The organism is Streptomyces sp. NPDC017246 (genome assembly GCF_044331325.1).
Taxonomy (GTDB): domain Bacteria; phylum Actinomycetota; class Actinomycetes; order Streptomycetales; family Streptomycetaceae; genus Streptomyces.
In genome coordinates this window covers 338469-361685 of sequence record NZ_JBIRMW010000004.1, presented here as the reverse complement: position 1 = coordinate 361685, position 23217 = coordinate 338469, and the positions used below count along the sequence as shown (strand labels likewise).

Here is a 23217-nt window from a genome sequence, read left to right as displayed (position 1 = left end):
GTCGTCGCGTGCCGATTCCGGCCACCGTGACCGATCCTCACCCCTCGGTACGCGCGACGCAGCCCCAGCCGCCGCGGTTCATCCGACCGGCCGACGGGCGACCTTCTCCTCGAGGTCGGCGAACAGCAGCTCGGCGTTGAGCGCGACACCGGCCCGATAGCCCCGGCTCACGGCGTTGACCACCTGTTCCTGCGGCCCCGTCACGTTCCCGGCCGCCCACACGCCGGGCACGCTCGTCCGCCCCGTCTCGTCCACCACCACGAACTCCCCGAACGGGGTCGCGCGCAGCTCCGCGCCGAGCTGCCGCAGTACGGCGTCCCGGGCCGCGAGGCGCGAGGCCCCGGCGAAGACCACCGAACGGGCCACGGTCCGCCCGTCGGCGAGCCGCACGCCGGTCAGCCGGTCGTCCTCCACCGCGAGACCCGTCACCTCGCCCCGCTCGACGCGGACGCCCGCCGCGTCGAGGAGGGCCGCGTCGTGCTCCGACGGCTCGCCGGCGGTGTGCAGGAACAGGGTCACGTCCTTCGACCAGTGCGCGACCATCAACGCCTGGTGCGCGGGCATCGCCGGGTGGGCGATGACGCCGAAGGGCTGGTCACGGACCTCCCAGCCGTGGCAGTACGGGCAGTGCAGCACGTCCCGTCCCCACCGCTCGGCGAGCCCGTCGATCGCGGGGAGCTCGTCGACGAGCCCGGTGGTGACGACGAGCCGGCGTGCGCCGACGGTGTCCCCGTCCGCCAGGGTGAGGGTGAATCCGCCCCGGCCGTCCGGCACCGCGCCCGTCACCTCACCGGCCCGCAGCCCGACCCCGTACCCGGCGATCTCGGTCCGGCCCGCGGCCAGGAAGTCCGCCGGGCTCATGCCGTCCCGGGAGAGGACACCCTGCATGTGGGCGGCGGGGGCGTTGCGCGGCTCGCCCGCGTCGACGACCAGGGTCCGGCGCAGCGACCGCCCCAGGACCAGGGCGGCGCTGAGCCCGGCGGCGCCTCCGCCGACCACCACGGCCTCGTACGTGTTCTCCAGATGTGCGTTCATGGGGCGAGGGTGCCTCCGTCCGACGGGTCCGGCAAGCAATCTTGCCGTTTCTGCAACACTGGACGTATGACCGACGACGACCGCACCGACGCCGTACTGAACGAGGTCGGCCCCCGGCTCCGCCGGATGCGCCGCGACCGCGGGGTGACCCTGGCCGAGCTCTCCGCCGACACCGGTATCTCCGTGAGCACCCTCTCCCGGCTGGAGTCCGGGCAGCGCAAGCCCAGCCTCGAACTGCTCCTGCCGCTCGCCCGCGCCCATCAGGTCCCGCTCGACGAGCTGGTCGGCGCCCCCGCGACGGGCGACCCCCGGGTCCGGGCCAGGCCGATCGTGCGCCACGGCCGCACGATGTTCCCGCTGACCCGGCAGCCGGGCGGCCTCCAGGCGTACAAGGTGATCCAGGAGAAGACGCAGGGGGAGGATCCGGAGCCGCGTGTCCACGAGGGGTACGAGTGGCTGTACGTGCTCTCCGGCAGGCTCCGGCTCGTCCTCGGTGAGCACGATGTCGTCCTGGGTGCCGGCGAGGCGGCCGAGTTCGACACACGCGTTCCGCACTGGTTCGGACCGGCGGGCGAGGCGCCGGTGGAGTTCCTGAGCCTCTTCGGCCCGCAGGGGGAGCGGATGCACGTACGGGCCCGCCCGAAGAAGTCCGACTGACCGGCCGGCCCGCCGAGAAGCCCCGCCGGCGTGCCGGCCCGCTGGAGCCGCCCCGCTGCTCCGTCGGCCCGCCGGAGAATCCCCGCCACTCCGTGGCGCTGCCCGAAGAAGTCACGCCCAGACGTTCCCCCGGGTGCAAGCGACCGCTTAGTATGCCACCGACCGCTCGGTACGGAGGAGGCTTCCGGATGCAGGCATGGCGTGTGTACGAGAACGGGGAACCGGGCGCGGTGATGCGCCGCGAGGAGGTGGCACCACCCACACCCGGCGACGGCCAGGTCCTCCTCAAGGTCCGCGCCGCGAACGTCAACTTCCCCGACGCGCTGCTCTGCCGCGGCCACTACCAGGTCCGCCCCCCGCTGCCCTTCACCCCCGGCGTGGAGGTCTGCGCCGAGACCGAGGACGGCCGCAGGGTGATCACCACCGCGGCCCTCCCGCACGGCGGCTTCGCCGACTACGTGCTCGCCGACGCCGCCGGTCTGCTCCCGGCCCCCGAGTCGCTCGACGACGCCGAGGCCGCCGCCCTCCACATCGGCTACCAGACCGGCTGGTTCGGCCTGCACCGCCGCGCCGCCCTCCAGGAGGGCGAGACCCTCCTGGTCCACGCGGCGGCCGGCGGAGTCGGCAGCGCGGCCGTCCAGCTCGGCAAGGCGGCCGGCGCCACCGTCATCGGGGTCGTCGGCGGACCGGAGAAGGCCGCCGTCGCCCGCGCGCTCGGCTGCGACGTGGTCGTCGACCGGCGCTCCGAGGACGTCGTCGCCGCGGTCAAGGCCGCGACCGGCGGCCGCGGCGCCGACGTCGTCTACGACCCCGTCGGCGGGGAGGCGTACCAGCAGTCCGCGAAGTGCGTCGCCTTCGAGGGCCGGATCGTGATCGTCGGCTTCGCGAGCGGCACCGTCCCGACTCCCGCCCTCAACCACGCCCTGGTGAAGAACTACTCGATCCTGGGCCTCCACTGGGGCCTGTACGCGGCGAAGGACCCGGCCTCGATCGGCCGCTGCCACGAGACCCTGACCGCCTACGCGGCCAAGGGCCTCATCAAGCCCCTCATCGGCGAACGCGTCCCCTTCGCGGGCGCGGCGGACGCCGTCCAGCGCGTCGCCGACGGCACCACCACCGGCCGCCTGGTCGTCCTCCCGGAAGGAGCCCACGCATGACCGACGCCGAGGAACTCCTCGTACGCACCAGGAAGCTGCTGGCGGAGCACCCGCCCGCCACCACCGGCCGCACCGACTTCCTGCGCGCCCGCTTCGACGCCGGCCTCGCCTGGGTGCACTACCCGGTCGGCCTCGGCGGACTCGACGCGCCCCGCGCGCTCCAGACCGTCGTCGACGCCGAACTCGCCGCCGCCGGCGCCCCCGACAACGACCCGCGCAAGATCGGCATCGGCCTCGGCATGGCCGCCCCCACCGTCCTCGCCCACGGCTCCGACGAGGTCAAGGAGCGCTTCCTCCGCCCGCTCTGGGTCGGCGAGGAGGTCTGGTGCCAGCTGTTCAGCGAGCCCGGCGCGGGATCCGACCTCGCCGCGCTCGCCACCCGGGCGGTCCGCGACGGCGAGGACTGGGTGGTGGACGGGCAGAAGGTGTGGACCTCCAGCGCGCACACGGCCCGCTGGGCCATCCTCATCGCCCGCACCGACCCGGACGCGCCCAAGCACCGGGGCATCACCTACTTCGTCTGCGACATGACCGACCCCGGCGTGGAGGTCCGGCCGCTGCGCCAGATCACCGGCGAGGCCGAGTTCAACGAGGTCTTCCTCACCGGCGTCCGCATCCCCGACGCCCACCGCCTCGGCGAGGTCGGCGACGGCTGGCGGGTCGCCCAGACCACCCTCATGAACGAGCGGGTCTCCATCGGCGGCGCCCGCATCCCGCGCGAGGGCGGCATGATCGGGAAGGCCGCCACGACCTGGCGCGAACGCCCCGAGCTGCGCACCCACGACCTCCACCGGCGCCTCCTCGACCTGTGGGTCGACGCCGAGGTGGCAAGGCTCTCCGGGGAGCGGCTCCGCCAGCAGCTCGTCGCGGGCAGGCCCGGCCCCGAGGGCAGTGCGATGAAGCTCGCCTTCGCCGGTCTGAACCAGGCCATCAGCGGTCTCGAGGTGGAACTCCTCGGCGACGAGGGCCTGCTGTACGGGGAGTGGGAGATGCGCCGCCCCGAACTCGTCGACTTCACCGGCCGCGACGCCGGCTACCGCTATCTGCGGTCCAAGGGCAACTCGATCGAGGGCGGCACCAGCGAGGTGCTGCTCAACATCGTCGCCGAGCGGGTCCTGGGCCTGCCGCCCGAGCCCCGCAACGACAAGGACGTCGCCTGGAAGGACCTCGCCCGATGACCGAGACGACAGCGCCGGCGGAACAGCCGCTGGACCTCCTCTACTCCGAGACCGAGGACGACCTGCGGGCCGCCGTCCGCGCCCTGCTCGCCGACCGGGCCGGCCACCGGACCCTCCTCGGCCGGATCGAGACGGACAGTCCCTATGTCCCCGGTCTGTGGAAGTCCCTCGCCGCCGACATCGGCGCCGCCGGACTCCTCGTCCCCGAGAAGCTCGGCGGCCAGGGCGCGAGCCACCGCGAGGCCGCCGTCGTCATGGAGGAGCTGGGCCGTGCGGTGACCCCGCTGCCGTACCTCACGAGCGCGGTGGTGGCCACCGAGACCCTGCTCGCCCTGGTGGGGGAGAGCGACGCGGCTGCCGGGCTGCTCGCGGAGCTGGCCGGCGGCCGTACGGTCGCGGTCCTCGCCGTACCGCTGTCGACGGCGCCCGACGCGGAGCTCCCGCTCGCCGGGCCGGTCGCCGCGGTCGCCGACGCCCCGGCCGCCGATGTGTTCCTCGTCCTCCGGGCGGACGGCCTGTACGCCGTACCGGCGGAAGAGGCGTCCGCCGAGCCGCGGACCCCGCTCGACCTCACGCGCCCCCTGGCCACGGTCACCGTCGGAGCGGCGAGCGGAACCCGGCTCGCGGGCCCCGACGAGGCCCGGGCGGCGGTCCGGCGCGGACTGCTCGCGGGTGCCGGACTCCTCGCCTCGGAGCAGCTCGGCCTCGCCGAGTGGTGTCTGGAGGAGACCGTCAGGTACACCCGCGAGCGCCACCAGTTCAACCGGCCGGTCGGCTCCTTCCAGGCGCTGAAGCACCGCATGGCCCAGCTCTGGCTGGACCTCGTCGGGGCCCGTGCGGCGGCCCGCGCCGCCGCCGACGCTCTCGCCACCGGCAGCGCGGACGCCCCGCTGATCGTGGCCGTCGCGCAGGCGTACTGCTCCAAGGTCGCCGTCCGGGCCGCCGAGGAGTGCGTGCAGCTGCACGGCGGGATCGGTATGACCTGGGAGCACCCGGCGCATCTGGCGCTCAAGCGGGCCAAGTCCGACCAGATCGCGCTCGGTTCGACGGGCCGGCATCAGGACGCGATCGCCGCCCTGGTGGGTCTGGAGCCTCCCGCTTAGCCGGCGGACGCCTCGGGCGTCATCGGCCCGGAGTCCCCTTGTAAGGGGCCGCCGAGTCCACACCCCTTTACATACTGTTTAATTGCAAGCCGTTCGCAATAACAGTTGATCTCCAAAAAGGGGTGTGGACACGATGACCGCCCGATTCCTCCGCGGCACGGCCGCCGCGACGCTCGCGGGGGCCCTGGCCCTCACCGCGGCGGCCTGCACGAACCCCGGCTCCACCGCCGGGGCCTCCGGCGGACCCAAGGATTCCGCGGTCGTCGGCATCGCCTACGAGCCCGAGACCCTCAGCCCCCTCCTCGGCTACGGCAAGGACGGCAACTCCAAGATCTTCGACGGGCTCCTCGCCTTCGACGCCGACATGAAGCTCAAGCCGGCGCTCGCGGCCGAGCTGCCGCACATCGCCGACGGCGGGCTCACCTACACGTACACCCTCCGCACCGGGGTCACCTTCAGCGACGGCGCCCCGTTCACGGCCGAGGACGTCGTCTTCACCTACCGGACGATCCTCGACCCCAAGACGAACAACGCCTCCCGCACCGAGCTCGACGCCCTCAGGAACGTCGAGGCGATCGGCGACGACACCGTCGTCTTCCACCTCAAGTACCCCTACGCGCCCTTCGCCGAGCGCACCGTCCACGCCATCGCCCCCGAGCACATCGCGGCGAAGCAGGACGTCAACACCGGCGCCTTCACCAGCAAGCCCATAGGCACCGGCCCGTACGTCCTCACCGGCTGGTCCAAGGGCGAGAAGCTGAGCTTCAAGGCCAACCCGACCTACTGGAACGGCGCGCCCGCGGTGAAGAAGTTCACCATGGCGATCATCAAGGACGACGACGTCCGCGCCACCCGGCTCCGCGCCGGCGACCTCGACGGCGCCGTCCTGCCGCCCAACCTCGCCGCCGGATTCAAGAAGGACCGGGCGAGGAGGACCTGGGCGGCGAAGACCTACGACTACCGCACGGTCACCCTCCCCACCCACAACGAGGTCGCCGGCGACACCGCCGTCCGCCGCGCCCTCGACCTCGCCGTCGACCGGCAGGCCATGGTCGACAAGATCCTCGAAGGCGCCGGAAAGCCCGCCTACGGGCCCGTCCCCACCGACAGCCCCTGGTTCGCGAAGGGCACCGAGCGCCGACACGACCTCGCCGGCGCGCGGAAGATCCTCGACGAGGCCGGCTGGAAGCCCGGCCCCGACGGCGTCCGCGTCAAGAACGGCGTCCGCGCCGCCTTCCCGCTCTGGTACCTCTCCGGCGACAAGCTCCGCCAGGACCACGCCCTCGCGTACGTCTCCGACGCCAAGAAGGCCGGCGTCGACATCACCGCCCAGGCCGGCACCTGGGAGGTCATCGAGCCCCGGATGAAGACCGACGCCGTCCTCGCGGGCGGCGGCTCGCCCGGCGACCCCGACTTCGACCAGTACCTCCTCCTCAAGTCGAGCCTCGCGGGCGACGGCTTCAACAACATGGCCCGGTACGACAACAAGACCGTCGACCGCGCCCTGGACGACGGCCGCCGCACGAACGACCTCACCAAGCGCCGCGCCGCGTACGACACCGTCCAGCGCGAACTGGTGAAGAACCCCGGCTACACCTTCCTCACCCACATCGACCACCTCTACGTCGTCAACGACGCCTGGGACGGCCCGAGCACCCAGACCGAGCCGCACGACCACGGCCTCGCCTCCGGCCCCTGGTGGAACATCGAGAGCTGGCGGCCGAAGAAGGCCGGGGCGACGGAGAAGTGAAGCGCCGCCTCCCCTGGGGGCCCATGGCGCGGATGACGGGACGGCGCGCCCTGGCCGCCGTCCCCGTCCTCCTCGCCGTCACCTTCGCGGTGTTCGCCGTCGCCGAAGCCTCCCCCTTCGACCCCGTCAAGGCCTACACCGGCACCGCCGGACTCACCGCCTCGCAGGAGAACCTCGACCAGCTCCGCGCCAACCTCGGCGTCGACCGGCCCCTCCTCACCCGCTGGTGGGAGTGGCTCACCTCCGCCCTCACCGGCGACCTCGGCGACTCCGCCGTCATGCGACGGCCCGTGGCCGAGGTCATCGGCGAACGCCTCGGCTGGTCCGTCCTCCTCGCCGTCACCGCCTTCCTCGTCGCCATCGCGCTGGGCACCCTCCTCGGCGTCCTCGCCGGGCGCCGCCGCGGCGGCGCGATCGACCGCGCCGTCAGCTCCGTCGCGTACACCCTGGAAGCCGCCCCCGCCTTCTGGCTCGGACTCCTCGCCATCTGGTTCTTCGCCCTGCAGCTCGGCGCCCTGCCCGCCGGCGGACTCACCGACACCGCGAGCGACACCGTCACCGCCGACCAGGTCGCCCGCCACCTCGTGCTGCCCGCGGTCGTCCTCGGCGTCTCCCAGCTGCCCTGGTTCTTCCTGTACGTCCGCCAGGGCGTCGGCGACGCCCTCGACGAGGACCCCGTACGCGGCGCCCGCGCCCGCGGCCTGCGCGAACGCACCGTCCTCACCGGTCACGCCCTCCGCTCCGGAATGCTGCCCATGCTCACCCTCATCGGCTCCCGCGTGCCCGAGCTGATCACCGGGGCCCTGCTCGTGGAGACCGTCTTCAGCTGGCCCGGCATCGCCGCCGCCACCGTCCAGGCCGCCACCTCCGTGGACTTCCCGCTGCTCGCCGCGCTCACGGTCCTCGCCACCGCCGCCGTCCTCCTCGGCAACCTGCTCTCCGACCTCCTGTACGGACTCGCCGACCCCAGGGTGGGCTTCGATGGCTGACCCGCGCACCCACCGCCTGCGGCTCTGGAGCTCCGCCCTCGTCGTCGGCGTCGTCCTCCTCGCGGTCCTGGTCGTGCCGCCGCTCGTCCAGCTCGACGAACAGGCCGTCGACCTTTCCGAGAAGCTCCTCCCGCCGTCCTGGGACCACCCCTTCGGCACCGACGACCTCGGCCGCGACCTCCTCCTGCGCTGCGTCTACGGCCTGCGGATCTCGCTCCTCGTCGGACTGGTCGCCGCGCTCGTCGCGACCGTCGTCGGCACCGCCGTCGGAGCGGCCGCCGGGGCACTCGGGGGCTGGACCGACCGCACGCTCATGCGCCTCGTCGACGCCTTCTCCTCCGTACCGCACCTGCTGCTCGGCATCTTCGTGGTCGCCCTCTTCCGGCCCGGCGTCTGGCCCGTGATCGCCTCCGTCGCCGTCACCCACTGGCTCTCCACCGCCCGGATCGTGCGCTCCGAGGTCCTCTCCCTGCGCACCCGGCCCTTCGTCGACGCCGCCGTCTCCGGCGGCGCCACCCGATGGCGCGTCGCCGTCCGGCATCTGCTCCCCGCCGTCCTGCCGCAGGCGGGCCTCGCCGCCGTCCTGATGGTCCCGCACGCCATGTGGCACGAGTCCGCCCTGTCCTTCCTCGGACTCGGCCTCCCCAGCCATCAGGCGAGCCTCGGCAACCTCGTGCAGAACGCCCGCTCCTCGCTCCTCGCCGGATACGGCTGGCCCACCCTCTTCCCCGGCCTCCTGCTCATCGTGCCGACCCTCGCCATCGCCGGCCTCGCCGGCGCCTGGCGCGACCGCCTCAACCCGCGCCGCCGATCGGAGCTCATGCTGTGACCGCCGACAACGTGCTCCGCGCCCTCGATGCCGTCTCCGCCGGGAGGGCGCGGGACGCCGTCCTCAGTGTCCGCGACCTCACCGTCCGCTTCCGGCTGCGCGGCGGCCGGACCGTCGCCGCCGTCAGCGACGCCGACTTCGACCTCGGCGCGGGGGAGTGCCTCGCTCTCGTCGGCGAGAGCGGCTGCGGCAAGTCCGTCCTCGCCTCCGCGCTCCTCGGCCTGCTCCCCGCCAACGCCGAGACCTCGGGTACGGCCCTGCTCACACGGCCCGGGGGCCAGGACGGCACCGATCTGCTCGCCGCCGACGAGAAGACCCTCGCGCGCACCGTACGGGGCCGCCGCGTCGGCCTCGTACCGCAGAGTCCCGCCGCCCACCTCACCCCCGTCCGCACCATGCGGTCCCAGCTGGAGGAGACCGTCCGGGACCTCACCGGCACCTCCCGCCGCGCCCGCCGGAAGGCCGCCGAGGACGCGGCCGACCGGGCGGCCTTCCCCGCCGACCACCTCGACCGGCACCCGCACGAGCTCTCCGGAGGCCTCGCCCAGCGCGCCGCCACCGCCCTCGCCCTCATCGGCGACGCCGGGCTGCTGCTCGCCGACGAGCCGACCACCGGACTCGACCGCGACCTCGTCGACCGGACCGTCGACGAACTGAGGCGCCACGCCGACGACGGCCGCGCCCTGCTCCTCATCACCCACGACCTGGCCGCCGCCGCGCGCATCGCCGACCGGGTCGCCGTCATGTACGCGGGCCGCATCGTCGAAATCGCCCCCGCCCACCGGTTCTTCGGGCCGGCCGGCCCCCGTCACCCCTACGCGCGCGGACTCCTCGACGCGCTGCCCGACCGGGCGTTCACCCCGATCCCCGGCATGCCCCCGGAACTCTCCGCCCTGCCCGAGGGCTGCGCCTTCGCCCCGCGCTGCCCGCTGGCCACCGAACTCTGCGCCGACCGCCCCGCGTTCACCGCGGGCGTGGCCTGCCACCACCCGGAGCACCCCCGTGCTTGAACTCGACGGCGTCACCGCCGGATACGACCGCCGCGCCCCCGCCTTCCGGGGCGCCTCGCTCACCGTCGCCCCCGGTGAGTCCGTCGGACTCCTCGGCCCCAGCGGCTGCGGGAAATCGACCCTCGCCCGGGTCGCCGCCCTCCTCCACCGCCCCGACGAGGGCCGCCTCGTCCTCGACGGCACCGAGGTCCGGGCCTGGCGCCACCGCGCCCCGCGCGCACTCCGCGTCTCCGTCGGCGTCGTGTTCCAGCAGCCCCGCATGGCCGCCGATCCCCGGCTCAGCCTCGCCGACCTGCTCGTCGAGCCGCTCCGCGCCACCGGCCGGCGCGCCGAGGCTCCGGCCCGGCTCGCGGAACTCGCCCCGGCCGTCGGCCTCACCCCCGACCTGCTCGTCCGCCGCCCGCACGAGGTCAGCGACGGACAGCTCCAACGCGCCTGCCTGGGACGCGCCCTGGCCCTGCGCCCCCGCTGGCTGATCTGCGACGAGATGACCGCGATGCTCGACGCCTCCACCACGGCCGCCCTGGTCGCCGCGGTCGAGGGCTACCGCGCCGACACCGGCGCCGGTCTCCTCGCCGTCGGGCACGACCGTGTCCTGCTGAGTCGCTGGTGCGACCGTACGGTGGAGTGGAAGGACTGCCTGCCCGCCGAGGAGAGCCCGTGACGAGCGATCCGCCGACGTCCACCGACGGGGCGGCCCCCTGGAAGGCCGTCGCGGAGGACGACCCCCTCGACGGGCTGCGCGCCGCACTCGCCGAGGCCGAGTGCGGCTACGAGCCCCGGGGCGGGTACGAGGACAGCTGCTGGATCCTCCACGCGATCCACGAGGGTCCGGTACGGCTCCGCTGGGACGAGGTGCTGTCCCGGGCGGGCCGTAACCTGGAGGACTGGCCGGGCACCCTGTCGTACCTGGTCTTCGAGGGCCTGGCGGGGGCGGACGGGCTCGAAGGGCCCGACCCGGCGGAGTTGGACCGCGCCTCCCTGGCCCGTCTCGTCGAGCACCTGGTCCGGAGCGGTCCCCGAGGAGCGGACACGCCCTGCGGGGCCGCCCAGGCGCCCGCGTCGACTCCTCTGGGCGGGTCGCCGGTCGCCCGGCGCGGCCGGCTCGGCGACGCGCTCGCCCACCACGACGCCATGGCCGACTTCTGGTTTCCCGCCACGTGGTGGGCCTCCGACGGCGGCTGGCACGTCCTCACCGACCTGGACCTCTCCGCCACCGAGGTCTTCGGAAACCGTGCGCTGATCGCCGGACTGCTCGCCGACCCGGAACTCGACACGGTGCGCCGGCCGACCGCCGCCGAGACCCTCGGCGGCTGAGCCCGGCCGAATCTCACCCGTATGGCCGCCCCGCCATTCGCCCGGACGGACCGCGCATTCCGCCACACTGTCCGCCGAACGCCGCAATTCCGGTGCGGCGACGGAGGGACGTGAACGCGATGGCCGTTTCCATTTCTGTCGTGGTGCTGCTGCTGGTACTGGCCGTGATCTTCCTGCGCAGTGGCGGGCTCAAGCTCACCCACGCGCTCGTCTGCGCGCTGCTCGGCTTCTTCCTCGCCGGCACCAGCATGGCGCCGACGATCCACAACGGGGTCGCCGCCACCGCCAACGTGGTCTCCAGCCTCAGGCCGTGATCATCGCCCGATCATGAACTGCCTGTGAAACACAGGGCAGTTGCATGTACATCTCACGGACTCGGGCCTAGCGTCGGCCGCCGGCGCGACAGATGCCGGCAACCCGAGGAGCCACAGTGACCACGCACCCGCCACGAAGACGAGCACGTGCGCTCGTGCTGCTCGCCGCGCTGAGCGCGACCCTCCTCGCGGGCGCCGCTCCTGTCGCGCAGGCGGAGGAGATACCCCTCGCCCTCGGCCACCGCCTCGTGGAGCACTACGAGGGCGCCCCCGCCACCGCGCGGCCCGTGCCCGGCAAGGGCACGGCCCAGCACCCGTACCTCGCCCCCAACGGGCGCAGCGGTATGCACGCCGACGGCGCGGGCAGCGGCACCCACCCCTATCCCGGGCCGCTCGGCCGCGCCCCGCGCGTGGACAGCGAGAAGATCGCCCCCGTCGGCGGCGAGTGCGCCACCGTCACCTTCGACTCCGGCGGCCGACTCGTCACGGTGTGCGGCACCTTCAGCGGCTTCCTCCTGAAGCTGCTGGACCCACGCACCCTGGACACCCTCGCCGAGTACAAGCTGCCGCAGCGCTCCTCCACCGTCGAGGCCATCACCCGTCTCGACTTCGAGAAGATCTTCAAGGACACCTCCGGCGGCGCCTACTTCTTCCTCGACGACCGGGACCGGGTCGTCCTCGCCGACTCCCGGCAGCACATCCAGCGCATCGCCCACCGCCAGAAGGCCGACGGGGCCTGGGAGTTCGTCGTCGAGAACGACTGGGACCTCACCTCCCTCGTCCCGCACGACTGCGTCACCTGGACCAACCTCTTCCCCAGCGGCGTCTGCGACCCGGTCACCTCCGTCATGCCGGACTGGGAGGGCCGCGTCTGGTGGGTCACCCGGCTCGGCCGTGTCGGCACCGTCGACCCCGAGACGGGTGCGCTGCGCGCGATCCGCCTCGAAGGGGAGGAGATCCAGAACTCCTTCTCCGCCGCCGAGGACGGCGTCTCCCTCGTCACCGACCACGCCCTGTACAGCTTCCGGGCCGATGCCGACGGGGTGCCGCGCGTGCGGTGGCGTGAGACGTACGACCGGGGGACCGGTACCAAGCCCGGTTCCGTGAACCAGGGTTCGGGCACCACGCCCGACCTCTTCGGCACGCACGACGAGTACGTCGCCATCACCGACAACGCCGACGACCGGATGAACGTCCTCGTCTACCGCAGGGGCGCCGACGTCCCGGCCTCCGAGCGGCTGGTCTGCCGGGTGCCGGTCTTCGGATCCGGGGCGTCCACCACCGACAACTCCCTGATCAGCTGGGGAAACAGCCTCGTCGTCGAGAACAACTACGGTTACGAGAACCCGAGTACGCTCACCCTCGGCCGCAGCGTCGTGGGCGGCGCGACCCGCGTCGACGTCCGGGCCGACGGCAGCGGCTGCGACACCGTCTGGGAGAGCGACGTCCGTTCGCCCTCGACCGTACCGAAGCTCTCCACGGCCAACGGGCTGCTCTACTTCTACGAGAAGCGCCCCAACTCCTGGGGCGTCGACGCCTGGTATCTCACGGCCGTCGACTTCCGCACCGGCAAGCGGGTCTTCAGCCGCTTCACCGGGACCGGCCTCGCCTACGACAACAACTGGGCCCCGATCACCCTCGGCCCCGACGGCGCCGCGTACATCGGTGTCTTCAACGGCATCGTCGCCGTCCGCGACAGCGCCTGACCGGCCGACCGGTCCGGCCCGACGCGGCGAACCGCCCCGGAGCCACGGCTCCGGGGCGGTTCCGGTGTCCCGTTCCGCGTCAGACCATCTCGGGCATCTCACCGACGGTCGTCTTGACGTCGATCACGGCGAACGCGGCACCCTGCGGGTCCAGGATCGCCGCGAACCGGCCGAACGGGCTGTCCATCGGCCCGAAGACCTTCTGCCCCTTGAGGCGTTCGGCCGCCTCGACGGCCTTGTCGCAGTTGTCGACGGCGAAGTAGATCTGGATGTACGACGGGATCTCCGGCGGGAAGTCCGACGTCATCGTCATCCTGCCGATCAGCGGATCGCCGCCGAGGTCGAAGACCCGGTAGTCCATCTCGGCGTCCTGCATCGTCTTGGCGTTGTAGCCGAAGACGGTGGTGTAGAAGGGGTCGGCCTTCGCCGGTTCCCGGGTGAAGACCTCGGCCCAGACGTAGGAGCCGGGTACGCCCTGCGCCTCGAAGCCGGTGTGCTCGCCCGCCTGCCAGATCCCGAACACGGCACCCGCCGGATCCTGTGCGATGCACATCGAGCCGAAGGCGCCGACCTGCATCGGCTCCATCAGGACGGTGCCGCCCGCGTTCCGGATCTTCTCGGCCGTGGCGGCGACGTCGGGCGAGGCGAAGTAGAGACACCAGGACGACTTCTGCTCGCCGTCCTGCCCCGGCATCGGCGGGACGATGGCCGCGACGGCCTTGCCGTTCTTGTACGCCTGTGTGTAGTTGCCGAACTCCGTGGAGGACTCGCCGAAGGTCCAGCCGAGGACGTCACCGTAGAACGTCTTGGCGCCCTCGAAGTCCTTGAACATCGCGTCGGCCCAGACAGGCGTGCCTTCAGGTGATGCAGCCATGACGGTGACTCCCACTTCCGATTCGATGACGTGTTCCTGTGAGCCACGCTAGCCACGCTCGTCCCCGCCCGCTCGGTGACGCGGCGTGACGGGACCCGAATGCTGAGAACATCGTGGGCATGGGGACACAGGGGGCCACCGCGATGATCGAGATCTCCGGGGGGCCGGTCACGCTCTCGGACCGGCGCACGGAGCGCAGCTGGACGGTCGGGGTCGGCCCGTACGCCCTGGGCGCGGTCCCCGTCACCCGCGGCCTGTACGAGCAGGTCACCGGCGAGAGACCGGACACCGCACCCGGTGACCGGCGGCCGGTGGAGGGAGTGTCCTGGGGCGACGCGGTCCGCTTCTGCAACGCGCTCTCGGCCCGTGAGGGGCTGAGCCCCGCCTACCGCCTCCCGGCGGACGACGCCGAAGAGCCGGCGTGGGACCGGACCGCCGACGGATACCGGCTCCCCACCGAGGCCGAGTGGGAGCACGCCTGCCGCGCCGGCACCACGGAGGCGCGCTACGGGCCGCTCGACGAGATCGCCTGGCACCGGGGGAACTCCGGCGAACGCCTCCACGAGACCGGCACCCGCCGGCCCAACGCCTGGGGGCTCCACGACACGCTGGGCAATGTCTGGGAGTGGTGCTGGGACGTGTACGACGCCGAGGTCTACGGCGGCTACCGGGTGCTGCGCGGCGGGGGCTGGTTCGACGAGCACTGGAGCTGCCGCGCCTCGGTCCGCCGTCGCAGCCACCCCACCCTCCGCATCGACGACGTGGGATTCCGTCTCGCGCGGACCCTCCCGCCGAGCTGAGGACGGCCGGGGGCAGCCGGGAGACGCCGGGTCCGGGACCACCCTCACTCCTGGGGGTCCGGGACCGCCCTCACTCCTGGAGTACCGGGGGGAACCACGGCGACCGGGCAGTGCGCGTGATGCAGCACCGCGTGCGCCACCGAGCCGATGAGCAGCGACCCGAAGCGATGCCGGTGGTGGCGGCCCACGACCAGCAGCCCGGCGTCCCGCGAACCCTCCACCAGCAGCGCCGCCGCGTCCGTGGGCACCACCGTCGGGACGAGAACGACCCCCGGCCAGCGCGCGGCGAACGGCCGCAGCCGCTCCTCCTGCTCCCGCCTCGCCTCCCGTACGAGATCCTCCGCCTCGTTCGCGAGGGGCAGCGGCGGAGGCACCTGGAGCGCCGGGGCGGGGGAGGCGACCAGGGCGCTCGCCTGGGGAGGCAGCCGGAACGCCGTCACGGCCTCCAGCGCCACGCGCCGGTGGTGCGCCGCCTCGAAGGCGAAGTCCACCACCTCGTCCGGGGTCTCCTCCGTGTGCAGCCCGAGCAGCACCCGTCCCGCCCCCGCCCCGCCCTCCAGGACGACCGCGCGCGCCTCGTGCGGGACGACGACGAGCGGGCAGGGCGCGATCGAGGCGAGCGTGCGGCTGGTCGAGCCGAGCAGCAGACTCGCGAAGCCGCCGTGCCCGCGGGAGCCGGTCACCAGAAGCCGCGCACCCCGCGCGGCCGCCGGCAGGGCGTCGGTCACGGACCCGTCCAGCGACTCGTACCGCACGGGAACCCGGTGCCCGCCCTTCTCGACCACGCTCCGTACGCCCTCGACGACCGTGTCGGGAAGCTCGGGGGACGGACCGAGGGAGGCGATCCGCGCGGCGCCGAGCTGAAGGGCGTCGGAGCGCACATGGGCCACGACCAGCGGCGATCCCAGGTGCTCGGCGGCACTCAGGGCCCACTCCAGGGCCCGGCGGCTGTGCTCGGATCCGTCCACGCCGACGACGACCGGCGGCTCGGACGCGGTGCTCGTGTCACTCATGCGGGAATGACTCCCGCGCCCGGCCCCGCGCCACACCGGTCGTGGCCGGCCCGCGGGAAACGACACCGGACCGGTCCGACGGGGAAACCGTCGGTACCGGTCCGGTGGGAGGCGATCGGGGAGGCGATCAGGCGTTTTGGTCTCCGCGCGCGGCGCGCTCCGCGTCGCGCTCCTTGATGCGGACGGTCTCCTTGCGGACCTCCGCCTGGGTGGCACGCTCCTTCTGCAGCCACTCCGGGAGCTCCTGCCTGAGCGCCTCGATCTGCTCGGTGGTGAGCGGGTCGGTGATGCCGCCGCGCGCGAGGCCGGCGATGGAGATGCCGAGCCGCTGCGCGACCACCGGGCGGGGGTGCGGACCGTTCTTGCGGAGCTCCTGGAGCCAGGCCGGCGGGTCGGCCTGGAGCTCGTTCAGCTCGGCGCGCGAGACGACACCCTCCTGGAAGTCTGCGGGGGTGGCCTCGAGGTACACACCCAGCTTCTTCGCCGCGGTGGCGGGCTTCATCGTCTGGGTGTTCTGGTGCGACGTCATGGTGTCAAGGGTATCGAGCGTGCGGGCGAGTTCCGACCACCGCAGCTACCGGTAACCTGGCGGGGTGACAGGCTCGGACGCTTCCCCCTCAGATTCCTCCCCTTCGTTCCGGCTCGCGTACGTCCCCGGAGTGACGCCCTCGAAGTGGGTGCGGGTCTGGAACGAACGTCTGCCCGACGTACCCCTCACCCTTCTCGCGCTGACGCCCGCCGAGGCCTTCGGGGCCCTTCGGGAGGGCACGGCCGACGCCGGCCTGGTCCGGCTGCCCGTCGACCGGGACGACCTCAGCGCCATCCCGCTCTACACGGAGACGACGGTCGTCGTCCTTCCCAAGGACCATCCGCTCGCGGCGGCCGAGGAGGTGTCGGCCGAGGACCTCGCCGAGGAGCTCGTCCTGCACCCCCTCGACGACACCCTCGGCTGGGAGCGGCCGCCGGGCCGCCCGGCGAACGAGCGCCCCGAGACGACCGCCGACGCGATCGAGCTGGTCGCGGCGGGTGTCGGTCTGCTGGCCGTGCCCCAGTCCCTCGCCCGGCTGCACCACCGCAAGGACCTCACCTACCGGACGCTGACCGAGGGCGCGCAGTCGCGGGTGGCCCTGTCGTGGCAGGCGGCGGACGAGGCTCCGGACCTGGTGGAGGAGTTCATCGGCATCGTGCGGGGCCGCACGGTGAACAGCACCCGGGGCCGTCGCGCCGAGGCCCAGAAGGGCCAGAAGCAGCCGAAGGACCAGAAGGACCGGAAGACGGCCAAGCCCGCAAGGCCGGGGAAGCCGGGCGCGGGCTCCCGTACGACGGGCAAGCCCGCGGCCCGCAAGACCGGCGGCGCCGCCGGCTCCGGCCGGGGCCGTACGAGCGGAAAGCCCCGCAAGAGGTCCTGACCGGCGCCTTCCGTACGGCGGCCCCCTTCCGGACGGTGGACGCAGACCCTTTCCGTACGGCGGACGCCGACCCCCTTCCGGACGGGCGCCCGCGGCCCCGTCCGTACGGCGGACGGCGCTCCCTCCGGTGGGCGGGCGCTCGGCATACTGACCCCTTCTGATATCGAGATCACCCAGGAGGAGCTTTGGCCGCCAGTTTCAGGACCGTTGTCGAGGTGGGACCCGACCATCTCGCGCAGGCCCGGTCCATCGACCGGGTCTTCCAGGAGGCGATCGCCCCGGCGACCGTCAACTTCGACTTCGAGGCGATACGGGAGGCCGCGGCGGCCGTCCCGGACAGCACCGTGGTGAAGATGGTGCGGGGCTGGGGGCTTCAGGAGTACGCCCCCGTCCTGGTCATGGTGCTCTCCCTCAAGGAGGCCGTCCGGCAGGCGCTCCCGCCGGAGTGCGCGGAGGCCGGCTTCTGGGCCACCGTCGAGCGGGAGCTCGTCCGGGCCTTCACCGGACTCGCCGCGCAGGAGGGGCAGCCCGGTCTCTCCTTCTACGAGGAGTCGGGGGAGCGGACCCGGTTCTACCGGGATCTGTTCTTCGCCCTCCAGGACGAGGAGACCGGGGAGCACATGTACGCCCTGGCCTTCTGCGTCGACGTGACGGTCGAGCTGCCGAAGGCGGAGGCCGTCGCGCTGGAGCTGACGGACGTGGTGCCGTTCGCGGTGCGGCTCAACGCGATCGTGGTCCGCCAGGCCCTGGGTCTCGCGGCCTGACGTCCCACGTCGCGGCAGTCCGCCGGCCCGCCGTCCCGGGCCGGACCCCCGACTCCGACGCTTCCGCTCAGCTCTTCGGGCGCCGCCGTCCGCCCCGCGCCGCCGCGACGAGTTCCGGCACCGTCGCCAGTTTGACCCGGGGACGCCCCGCGTCCTGCCCCCTGGCCCGCTCCGTCCGGTCGATGGCTGCGAGACCGCGCGCGTCGACGAGGTGCCCGCTGCGCCTCCGCGCCAGCCGTCGGAAGTCCTGGGCCGTGCCCGTCGGCGCCGGCAGTGTCCCGGCGACCGCGTCCGCGAGCAGGGTCCCGACCGTCTCCTCCGCGCAGGCCCGGTTGGCCCCGATGCCACCGGTGGGACCGCGCTTGATCCAGCCGACGACATAGCCTCCCCGCAGCCCCGTGATCCGCCCGGCCTCGTGCGGCACGGTGCCGGTCGCCTCGTCGAAGGGCAGCCCCGTCAGCGGGAGACCCCGGTAGCCGATCGCCCTGACGAGGAGCCCCGTCCCGATCTCCGTACCGGACGGCGCCCCGTCCTCCGTCACCCGGACCGCTCGTACGGAGTCGGTGCCGAGGGCCTCGACCGGGGCGGAGTGGAAGCGCAGCACGATCCGGCGCCGGTCCGGCGCGGGGGCCCGCGTCCAGTCCACCGTCTCCCGGGCCACGTCCCGCAGCAGCGCGGCCTTCTCGCCGGCCGCCGCCGTGTCGACGGCCGCCCCGGTCCGCGGGTCCTGGTCGTCGACGACCAGCTCGACGCCCGGCAGATGCTTCAGGGCGCGCAGTTCGGAGCTCGTGTACGCCGCGTGCTCGGGGCCGCGCCGGCCGAGCAGCACCACCTCGCGCACCGGGCTGCCGCGCAGGGCCGCGAGGGCGTGGTCGGCGATGTCCGTGCCGGCGAGGGCGTCGGGGTGCATGAGGAGGACCCGGGCGACGTCGAGCGCGACGTTGCCGTTGCCGACGACGACGACCCGTGCGGCGGCGAGCCGGACGGCGTCCGCGCCGGTCTCCGGATGCGCGTTGTACCAGGAGACGACGGAGGTGGCCGAGACGCTGCCCGGCAGGTCCTCGCCGGGGATGCCGAGCCGGCGGTCGGCGGGCGCGCCCACCGCGTAGATCACCGCGTCGTGATGGGCGGCGAGTTCCTCGACGGTGACGTCCTCGCCGATCCGCACGCCCAGCCGCATCCGGACCCGCGGGTGGGCGTGGAAGCGGGCGAAGGTCTCCCCGGCGCCCTTGGTCGCCGGATGGTCCGGTGCCACGCCGTACCGGAGGAGCCCGCCGGCCACCGGCAGCCGGTCGATGAGGGTGACCTCGGCGCTGGTGTGCAGGAGCAGGTCCTCGGCGGCGTACATGCCCGCGGGGCCGGTGCCGACGACCGCGATCCGCAGCGGGGCGAAGTCGGAGGGCAGGGAGCGGGGGAAGGCGGGCGCGCCCCAGCTGTGGAAGTTGGGCGAGGCGAGGACCGGCGCGGGGGCGCGGTCCGCGTAGTACTCCGCGTTGACCGCCTCGTACTCCCTCAGCCGTCCGGTGAGCCGGTCGACCGGGAAGATCGCGTCGACGGGGCAGGCGTCGGCGCAGGCGCCGCAGTCGATGCAGGCCTCGGGGTCCACGTACAGCATGTCCGTGGTGCCGAAGTCGGGCTCCTCGGGCGTCGGATGGATGCAGTTGACGGGGCAGACGGCGACACAGGTCGCGTCGCTGCAGCAGGTCTGGGTGATCGCGTAGGTCATGGCGTCGGCTCTGCTCTGCTCGGCTCGGAGGGGTCAGACGAGGTGGGCGCGCTGGTAGAAGAAGAGCGCGGGCCGGGTCAGCATCCCGACGTCGGCCAGGAACTCCATGAGTCCGGCGCAACTGGCGCGCAGCTGCGCCTTGTAGTGCTCGTTGGCGGCGGCCTCGCGGCGGGCCCGCTCGGGGTCGAGTCCGGCCCGCACGTACACCTCCGGGTTCACCAGGCTGGTGATGATGTAGTACGCGGCGATGGCGACCACGAGGGCCTGGAAGTGACGGCGGGTCCTGCCCGCGCGTGCGAGGTGACGGCGCGTCTCGTCCCGGGCGAACTTCATGTGCCGGGATTCCTCGACCACATGGATGTTGCTGATGGTGCGGACGAAGGGCACGACCCGCTCGTCGCGCATCCAGTCGCGCTGCATGACGTCGAGGACCTCCTCGGCGACGAGGATGCCGGCGTACGCGGCTTCGCCGAAGCCCACGGTCTTCATGAAGCGCCCGAGCTCCAGTACGGCGCGCCGGGGCCGGTACGCGGGCGCGCCGAGCTTCTGGGAGCCGCGGGCGAACATGATCGAGTGCCGGCACTCGTCGGCGATCTCGGTGAGGGCCCACTGGAACCGGGGGTCGGTGTGGTCCATGCGGTAGATGTCGCGGAGCACCATCTGCTGCAGGATCATCTCGAACCAGATGCCGGTGCTGGCGACCGAGGCGGTCTCCTGACGGGTCAGCTCCTTCTGCTGCTCCTGCGTCATCTCGTTCCAGTAGGCGGTGCCGTAGAGGGAGTTCCACTCGGGGCTCTGCCCGTGGAAGTCCTTGTCGAGGGGGGTGTCCCAGTCGACCTCGACGGCGGGGTCGTACGACAGCTTCGCGGCCGACCGGAGCAGCCGCTCGGCCGTGGAGCTGTCGTGCCGACCCTCGTTGTCCGGGCGAACGGTGCTGCTTGCCATGGTGCGGCTCCTCGGGTCACACGAGCGGCTCGGGCGCTTGTTAGACGTCGCGTCTAGCAAGGTTGTTAGACGGAACGTATAGCAAGGGGCATGGGCAGGCCTACCCCCCGGTACGGACTTCTTCCCCGGGCGCGCGCATTCCCCCGGGCATGCGAACGGGGCCGGAGCCCAGTCGGCTCCGGCCCCGTCACAGGGTCGCGTGAAGAGGTGACCCCGGCGTCAGAAGGTCAGGTTCCAGGCGTCGATCTTGCCCGTGTCCTGGCTCGCGTTGTCGTTCACGCGCAGCTTCCAGACGCCGTTCGCGACCTCCGCCGAGGCGTTGACCGTGAACGTCTGGACGATGTTGTCCGTGCCGCTGCCCGTCCGGTTGTGGACCGTGTACACGGTGCCGTCCGGGGCCACCAGATCGACCTTCAGGTCACCGATGTAGGTGTGCTTGATGTCCACGCCCACCTTGAGCGTGGCCGGCGCGTTGCCCGTCACTCCGGCGACCGTGATCGAGCTCTCGACCGTCGCGTTGTCGACGATCGTGACATCGGTGAGGTTCTCGAAGTACGCGCCGGGCGGCGGGGTGGTGCCGCCGACGGCCTTCAGCGCGTCGACCGAGCCCTCGCCGAAGAAGCCGTTCTTGGTCGTGGTGCCCTTGCAGCGGGTGTCCGAGGGGCACGCCTTGTCCGTGGCCTGGACGCCCAGCTGGTCCCGGATCTGCGCCGGCGTGAACGAGGGGTTGGTGCTCGCGATCAGCGCCGCGACGCCCGCCACGTGCGGGGAGGCCATCGAGGTGCCGCTCATGCTGCCGTACTTGCCGCCCGGCAGCGTCGAGTACACCTGGGTGGAACCGTCACCGCCCGGGGCGGCGATGTCGATCACACCGTTGCCGAAGTTCGAGTACGAGGCCTTGGCACCGCCGCTGGCCTGCGCGGCGACGGTCACGACGCCCGGCAGCTCGGTCGGGATGTCGATGCACGCGTTGGTGAGGGTGCGGGTGACCGGCGTCGAGTCGTTGGGGCTCTCGGAGTCGGTCGTCTTGTTCGCCAGGTCGTAGTTGGAGTTGCCGGCGGCGGCCACCTGGAGCGAACCCTTGCCCTCGGCGTACACCTGCGCCCGGCGGACACCCTCGATGATGGCGGCCTGGTCCACGTTGTCCGGGCAGTTGAACTGCCACGGGTCCGTGTAGTAGCTGTTGTTGGTGACCTTGAAGCCGTGGTCACCGGCCCACATGAAGCCGCAGATCGTGTTCTCGGCGAAGAACAGGCTGCTCGTCGGCTCCGCGATGCGGACGGAGGAGATCTTCACGCCCGGCGCGACGCCGATGACGCCCTTGCCGTTCTTGGCGGCCGCGATCGTGCCCGCGACGTGCGTGCCGTGGGTGCCGACGTCACGCCAGGCACCCGCGCGCGTGTCCACCTTGCCGTAGGCGCAGGAGGCCGAGTCGGCGGCGTTGAAGTTGGGCGCGATGTCCTGGTGCTGGTCGTCCACACCGGTGTCGAGGACGCCGACCTTCACGGTCGCCGAACCGGTGGTGACCGCCCAGGCCTGCTCGGCCTTGATCTGCGTCATGTCCCAGCGGTTCGACTCCGTGAGCGTGGTCGCCGACTGCGCGGGGTTGGCCGGGAGCGCCGGGTTGTAGGCGTCGGCGGGGACGTCCGAGGTACGGGTCGCCCCGACCTGCTGGACGCCGCCGACCGCGCGCATCGAGGCGGCGAACGACGAGGACGTCGAGTGCGCCACGATCACGCCGATCGCGTCATAGGTCGCGAAGACCGAACCGCCGTTGCCGGCCACGGCGCTGCTGACCGCCGAGGTGCCGCCGGGCGCCGTGATCACCAGGTACGCGCGGGTGCCCGCGGCCCAGGCGGACGGAGCCGCCGCGGCCTTCGTGGAGCCGGTGGTCTGCGTCGCCCCCGCCGAACGGGCCGCGACGGGCGCCGTGTCGGTCGGTGCTGCCTGGGCGAATCCCGCGGGAGCGGCGAGCGCCACGGTCGTACCGAGCGCCGCGACGGCTATGGCCGACGTTCTCAACCGGCTGGATATGAGGGAAAACAATGCGTCCTCCGATGGCCCGGTGGCGCGTGTGGCGCCCGCCGGGCCCTGTGATGTGTGGGGTGGACGCAAGATCCCAGACTCGTGAGGCGGAAGGAAGCATTCTGTCCGAGAAGCCCGTTCGCGTTACGCACTGTTGACCGAGAACGCCGACTTCCTGGACAGCCGTCCATGTATGCTGGACACCTGTACAGGAAATCCGGGGCGGGCGAACGCGGAGGAGACGACGGTGGAGACGACGGCGAACGTGCTGGTGGGCCTGGTGGCCGCCCTGCACACGTACATCCTGGTTCTGGAGATGTTCCTGTGGGAGAAGAAGCCGGGGCGGGGGCTCTCCGGCTTCGACGCCGAGATGGCGCGCGCCACCGCCCCGCTCGCCGCGAACCAGGGCCTCTACAACGGCTTCCTCGCCGCGGGCCTCGTCTGGGGCCTGATCGCCGACGACCCGACCGGCTTCCGGGTCCAGGTCTTCTTCCTGAGCTGTGTCGTCATCGCCGGTGTGTACGGCGGCGTCACCGCCAACCGCCGCATCCTGGTCGCCCAGGCGCTCCCGGGAGCGCTCGCCCTCGGCGCCGTCCTGCTGAGCCGGTGACCCGGC

23 protein-coding genes are annotated in these 23217 nt (G+C 72.9%); 16 read left to right on the top strand and 7 right to left on the bottom strand.

Features of this window, described 5'->3' with window-relative positions; translation table 11 throughout:
* Positions 1–78: 78 nt before the first annotated feature.
* Positions 79–1035 carry an NAD(P)/FAD-dependent oxidoreductase gene (locus tag ACH4MY_RS12300; protein WP_398001285.1) on the bottom strand — a complete coding sequence of 319 codons (957 nt, stop codon included), beginning with the start codon at positions 1033–1035 and terminating at the stop codon, positions 79–81.
* A 66-nt stretch (positions 1036–1101) separates the two neighbouring features.
* Between ACH4MY_RS12300 and ACH4MY_RS12295 the strand changes: the two genes are divergently transcribed.
* The 12 genes from ACH4MY_RS12295 to ACH4MY_RS12240 all read left to right on the top strand — a co-directional run bounded on the left by ACH4MY_RS12295 (position 1102) and on the right by ACH4MY_RS12240 (position 13045).
* On the top strand, positions 1102–1692 hold the full coding sequence (locus ACH4MY_RS12295) for a helix-turn-helix domain-containing protein (protein WP_398001283.1): 591 nt from the start codon (positions 1102–1104) through the stop codon (positions 1690–1692).
* Between the two features lie 188 nt (positions 1693–1880).
* Entirely contained in the window at positions 1881–2849 is a 969-nt protein-coding gene (locus ACH4MY_RS12290) for an NADPH:quinone oxidoreductase family protein (RefSeq protein ID WP_398001280.1), read from the top strand.
* Complete coding sequence (locus ACH4MY_RS12285; protein ID WP_398001277.1) at positions 2846–4027, top strand: acyl-CoA dehydrogenase family protein; 1182 nt, start codon at positions 2846–2848, stop codon at positions 4025–4027. The genes ACH4MY_RS12290 and ACH4MY_RS12285 overlap by 4 nt, the downstream gene beginning before the upstream one ends.
* Positions 4024–5130 (top strand): acyl-CoA dehydrogenase family protein, encoded by a 1107-nt coding sequence (locus tag ACH4MY_RS12280; protein WP_398001274.1) that lies wholly within the window; start codon positions 4024–4026, stop codon positions 5128–5130. The genes ACH4MY_RS12285 and ACH4MY_RS12280 overlap by 4 nt, the downstream gene beginning before the upstream one ends.
* 133 nt (positions 5131–5263) lie before the next feature.
* A complete protein-coding gene (locus ACH4MY_RS12275; protein ID WP_398001272.1) occupies positions 5264–6880 on the top strand; it encodes an ABC transporter substrate-binding protein in 1617 nt (538 codons plus the stop codon).
* On the top strand, positions 6877–7869 hold the full coding sequence (locus ACH4MY_RS12270) for an ABC transporter permease (protein WP_398001269.1): 993 nt from the start codon (positions 6877–6879) through the stop codon (positions 7867–7869). Before ACH4MY_RS12275 ends, ACH4MY_RS12270 begins: the two co-directional genes overlap by 4 nt.
* Positions 7862–8698, top strand: a complete 837-nt coding sequence (locus tag ACH4MY_RS12265; RefSeq protein ID WP_398001266.1) for an ABC transporter permease — start codon at positions 7862–7864, stop codon at positions 8696–8698. The genes ACH4MY_RS12270 and ACH4MY_RS12265 overlap by 8 nt, the downstream gene beginning before the upstream one ends.
* Entirely contained in the window at positions 8695–9708 is a 1014-nt protein-coding gene (locus ACH4MY_RS12260) for an ABC transporter ATP-binding protein (protein ID WP_398001264.1), read from the top strand. Before ACH4MY_RS12265 ends, ACH4MY_RS12260 begins: the two co-directional genes overlap by 4 nt.
* Positions 9701–10372, top strand: a complete 672-nt coding sequence (locus ACH4MY_RS12255) for an ABC transporter ATP-binding protein (RefSeq protein WP_398001262.1) — start codon at positions 9701–9703, stop codon at positions 10370–10372. Before ACH4MY_RS12260 ends, ACH4MY_RS12255 begins: the two co-directional genes overlap by 8 nt.
* A complete protein-coding gene (locus ACH4MY_RS12250) occupies positions 10369–11025 on the top strand; it encodes a hypothetical protein (RefSeq protein ID WP_398001260.1) in 657 nt (218 codons plus the stop codon). Before ACH4MY_RS12255 ends, ACH4MY_RS12250 begins: the two co-directional genes overlap by 4 nt.
* A gap of 119 nt (positions 11026–11144) precedes the next feature.
* Positions 11145–11339 (top strand): hypothetical protein, encoded by a 195-nt coding sequence (locus ACH4MY_RS12245; RefSeq protein WP_384562485.1) that lies wholly within the window; start codon positions 11145–11147, stop codon positions 11337–11339.
* A gap of 116 nt (positions 11340–11455) precedes the next feature.
* A complete protein-coding gene (locus ACH4MY_RS12240; protein ID WP_398001258.1) occupies positions 11456–13045 on the top strand; it encodes a hypothetical protein in 1590 nt (529 codons plus the stop codon).
* A 79-nt stretch (positions 13046–13124) separates the two neighbouring features.
* Here ACH4MY_RS12240 and ACH4MY_RS12235 read toward each other — a convergent pair whose 3' ends face one another.
* Positions 13125–13919, bottom strand: a complete 795-nt coding sequence (locus ACH4MY_RS12235) for a VOC family protein (protein WP_398001255.1) — start codon at positions 13917–13919, stop codon at positions 13125–13127.
* Positions 13920–14038: 119 nt separating this feature from the next.
* Between ACH4MY_RS12235 and ACH4MY_RS12230 the strand changes: the two genes are divergently transcribed.
* The gene (locus ACH4MY_RS12230; RefSeq protein WP_398001252.1) at positions 14039–14719 is read left to right on the top strand and encodes a formylglycine-generating enzyme family protein; all 681 of its coding nucleotides are present in this window, start codon (positions 14039–14041) and stop codon (positions 14717–14719) included.
* 44 nt (positions 14720–14763) lie between these two features.
* Here ACH4MY_RS12230 and ACH4MY_RS12225 read toward each other — a convergent pair whose 3' ends face one another.
* The gene (locus ACH4MY_RS12225; RefSeq protein ID WP_398001249.1) at positions 14764–15732 is read right to left on the bottom strand and encodes a universal stress protein; all 969 of its coding nucleotides are present in this window, start codon (positions 15730–15732) and stop codon (positions 14764–14766) included.
* Positions 15733–15859: 127 nt separating this feature from the next.
* Positions 15860–16261: a DUF5997 family protein gene (locus ACH4MY_RS12220; protein ID WP_398001246.1), complete on the bottom strand. Its 402-nt coding sequence runs from the start codon at positions 16259–16261 to the stop codon at positions 15860–15862.
* A 64-nt stretch (positions 16262–16325) separates the two neighbouring features.
* Between ACH4MY_RS12220 and ACH4MY_RS12215 the strand changes: the two genes are divergently transcribed.
* Together ACH4MY_RS12215 and ACH4MY_RS12210 are read left to right on the top strand one after the other, a co-directional pair.
* Complete coding sequence (locus ACH4MY_RS12215; protein WP_398001244.1) at positions 16326–17141, top strand: LysR family substrate-binding domain-containing protein; 816 nt, start codon at positions 16326–16328, stop codon at positions 17139–17141.
* A gap of 185 nt (positions 17142–17326) precedes the next feature.
* Positions 17327–17905: a Type-2Aa cytolytic delta-endotoxin gene (locus tag ACH4MY_RS12210; RefSeq protein WP_398001241.1), complete on the top strand. Its 579-nt coding sequence runs from the start codon at positions 17327–17329 to the stop codon at positions 17903–17905.
* A gap of 67 nt (positions 17906–17972) precedes the next feature.
* Here the strand turns inward: ACH4MY_RS12210 and ACH4MY_RS12205 are convergent, their stop codons facing one another.
* The 3 genes from ACH4MY_RS12205 to ACH4MY_RS12195 form a co-directional block, all read right to left on the bottom strand.
* Positions 17973–19631, bottom strand: a complete 1659-nt coding sequence (locus ACH4MY_RS12205; protein WP_398001238.1) for an FAD-dependent oxidoreductase — start codon at positions 19629–19631, stop codon at positions 17973–17975.
* Between the two features lie 33 nt (positions 19632–19664).
* Positions 19665–20576 carry a diiron oxygenase gene (locus tag ACH4MY_RS12200; protein ID WP_398001236.1) on the bottom strand — a complete coding sequence of 304 codons (912 nt, stop codon included), beginning with the start codon at positions 20574–20576 and terminating at the stop codon, positions 19665–19667.
* 219 nt (positions 20577–20795) lie between these two features.
* Positions 20796–22583, bottom strand: coding sequence for a S8 family peptidase (locus ACH4MY_RS12195; RefSeq protein ID WP_398001675.1), 1788 nt, complete (start codon positions 22581–22583; stop codon positions 20796–20798).
* Positions 22584–22848: 265 nt separating this feature from the next.
* Here ACH4MY_RS12195 and ACH4MY_RS12190 point away from each other — a divergent pair, with 265 nt between their 5' ends.
* The gene (locus tag ACH4MY_RS12190) at positions 22849–23211 is read left to right on the top strand and encodes a DUF1304 domain-containing protein (RefSeq protein ID WP_398001233.1); all 363 of its coding nucleotides are present in this window, start codon (positions 22849–22851) and stop codon (positions 23209–23211) included.
* Positions 23212–23217 lie beyond the last annotated feature (6 nt).

Coding starts and splice junctions, on each gene's coding strand:
- ACH4MY_RS12300 (WP_398001285.1), bottom strand. CDS start 1,035: ATGAACGCACATCTGGAGAACACGTACGAGGCCGTGGTGGTCGGCGGA.
- ACH4MY_RS12295 (WP_398001283.1), top strand. CDS start 1,102: ATGACCGACGACGACCGCACCGACGCCGTACTGAACGAGGTCGGCCCC.
- ACH4MY_RS12290 (WP_398001280.1), top strand. CDS start 1,881: ATGCAGGCATGGCGTGTGTACGAGAACGGGGAACCGGGCGCGGTGATG.
- ACH4MY_RS12285 (WP_398001277.1), top strand. CDS start 2,846: ATGACCGACGCCGAGGAACTCCTCGTACGCACCAGGAAGCTGCTGGCG.
- ACH4MY_RS12280 (WP_398001274.1), top strand. CDS start 4,024: ATGACCGAGACGACAGCGCCGGCGGAACAGCCGCTGGACCTCCTCTAC.
- ACH4MY_RS12275 (WP_398001272.1), top strand. CDS start 5,264: ATGACCGCCCGATTCCTCCGCGGCACGGCCGCCGCGACGCTCGCGGGG.
- ACH4MY_RS12265 (WP_398001266.1), top strand. CDS start 7,862: ATGGCTGACCCGCGCACCCACCGCCTGCGGCTCTGGAGCTCCGCCCTC.
- ACH4MY_RS12245 (WP_384562485.1), top strand. CDS start 11,145: ATGGCCGTTTCCATTTCTGTCGTGGTGCTGCTGCTGGTACTGGCCGTG.
- ACH4MY_RS12235 (WP_398001255.1), bottom strand. CDS start 13,919: ATGGCTGCATCACCTGAAGGCACGCCTGTCTGGGCCGACGCGATGTTC.
- ACH4MY_RS12230 (WP_398001252.1), top strand. CDS start 14,039: ATGGGGACACAGGGGGCCACCGCGATGATCGAGATCTCCGGGGGGCCG.
- ACH4MY_RS12225 (WP_398001249.1), bottom strand. CDS start 15,732: ATGAGTGACACGAGCACCGCGTCCGAGCCGCCGGTCGTCGTCGGCGTG.
- ACH4MY_RS12220 (WP_398001246.1), bottom strand. CDS start 16,261: ATGACGTCGCACCAGAACACCCAGACGATGAAGCCCGCCACCGCGGCG.
- ACH4MY_RS12205 (WP_398001238.1), bottom strand. CDS start 19,631: ATGACCTACGCGATCACCCAGACCTGCTGCAGCGACGCGACCTGTGTC.
- ACH4MY_RS12200 (WP_398001236.1), bottom strand. CDS start 20,576: ATGGCAAGCAGCACCGTTCGCCCGGACAACGAGGGTCGGCACGACAGC.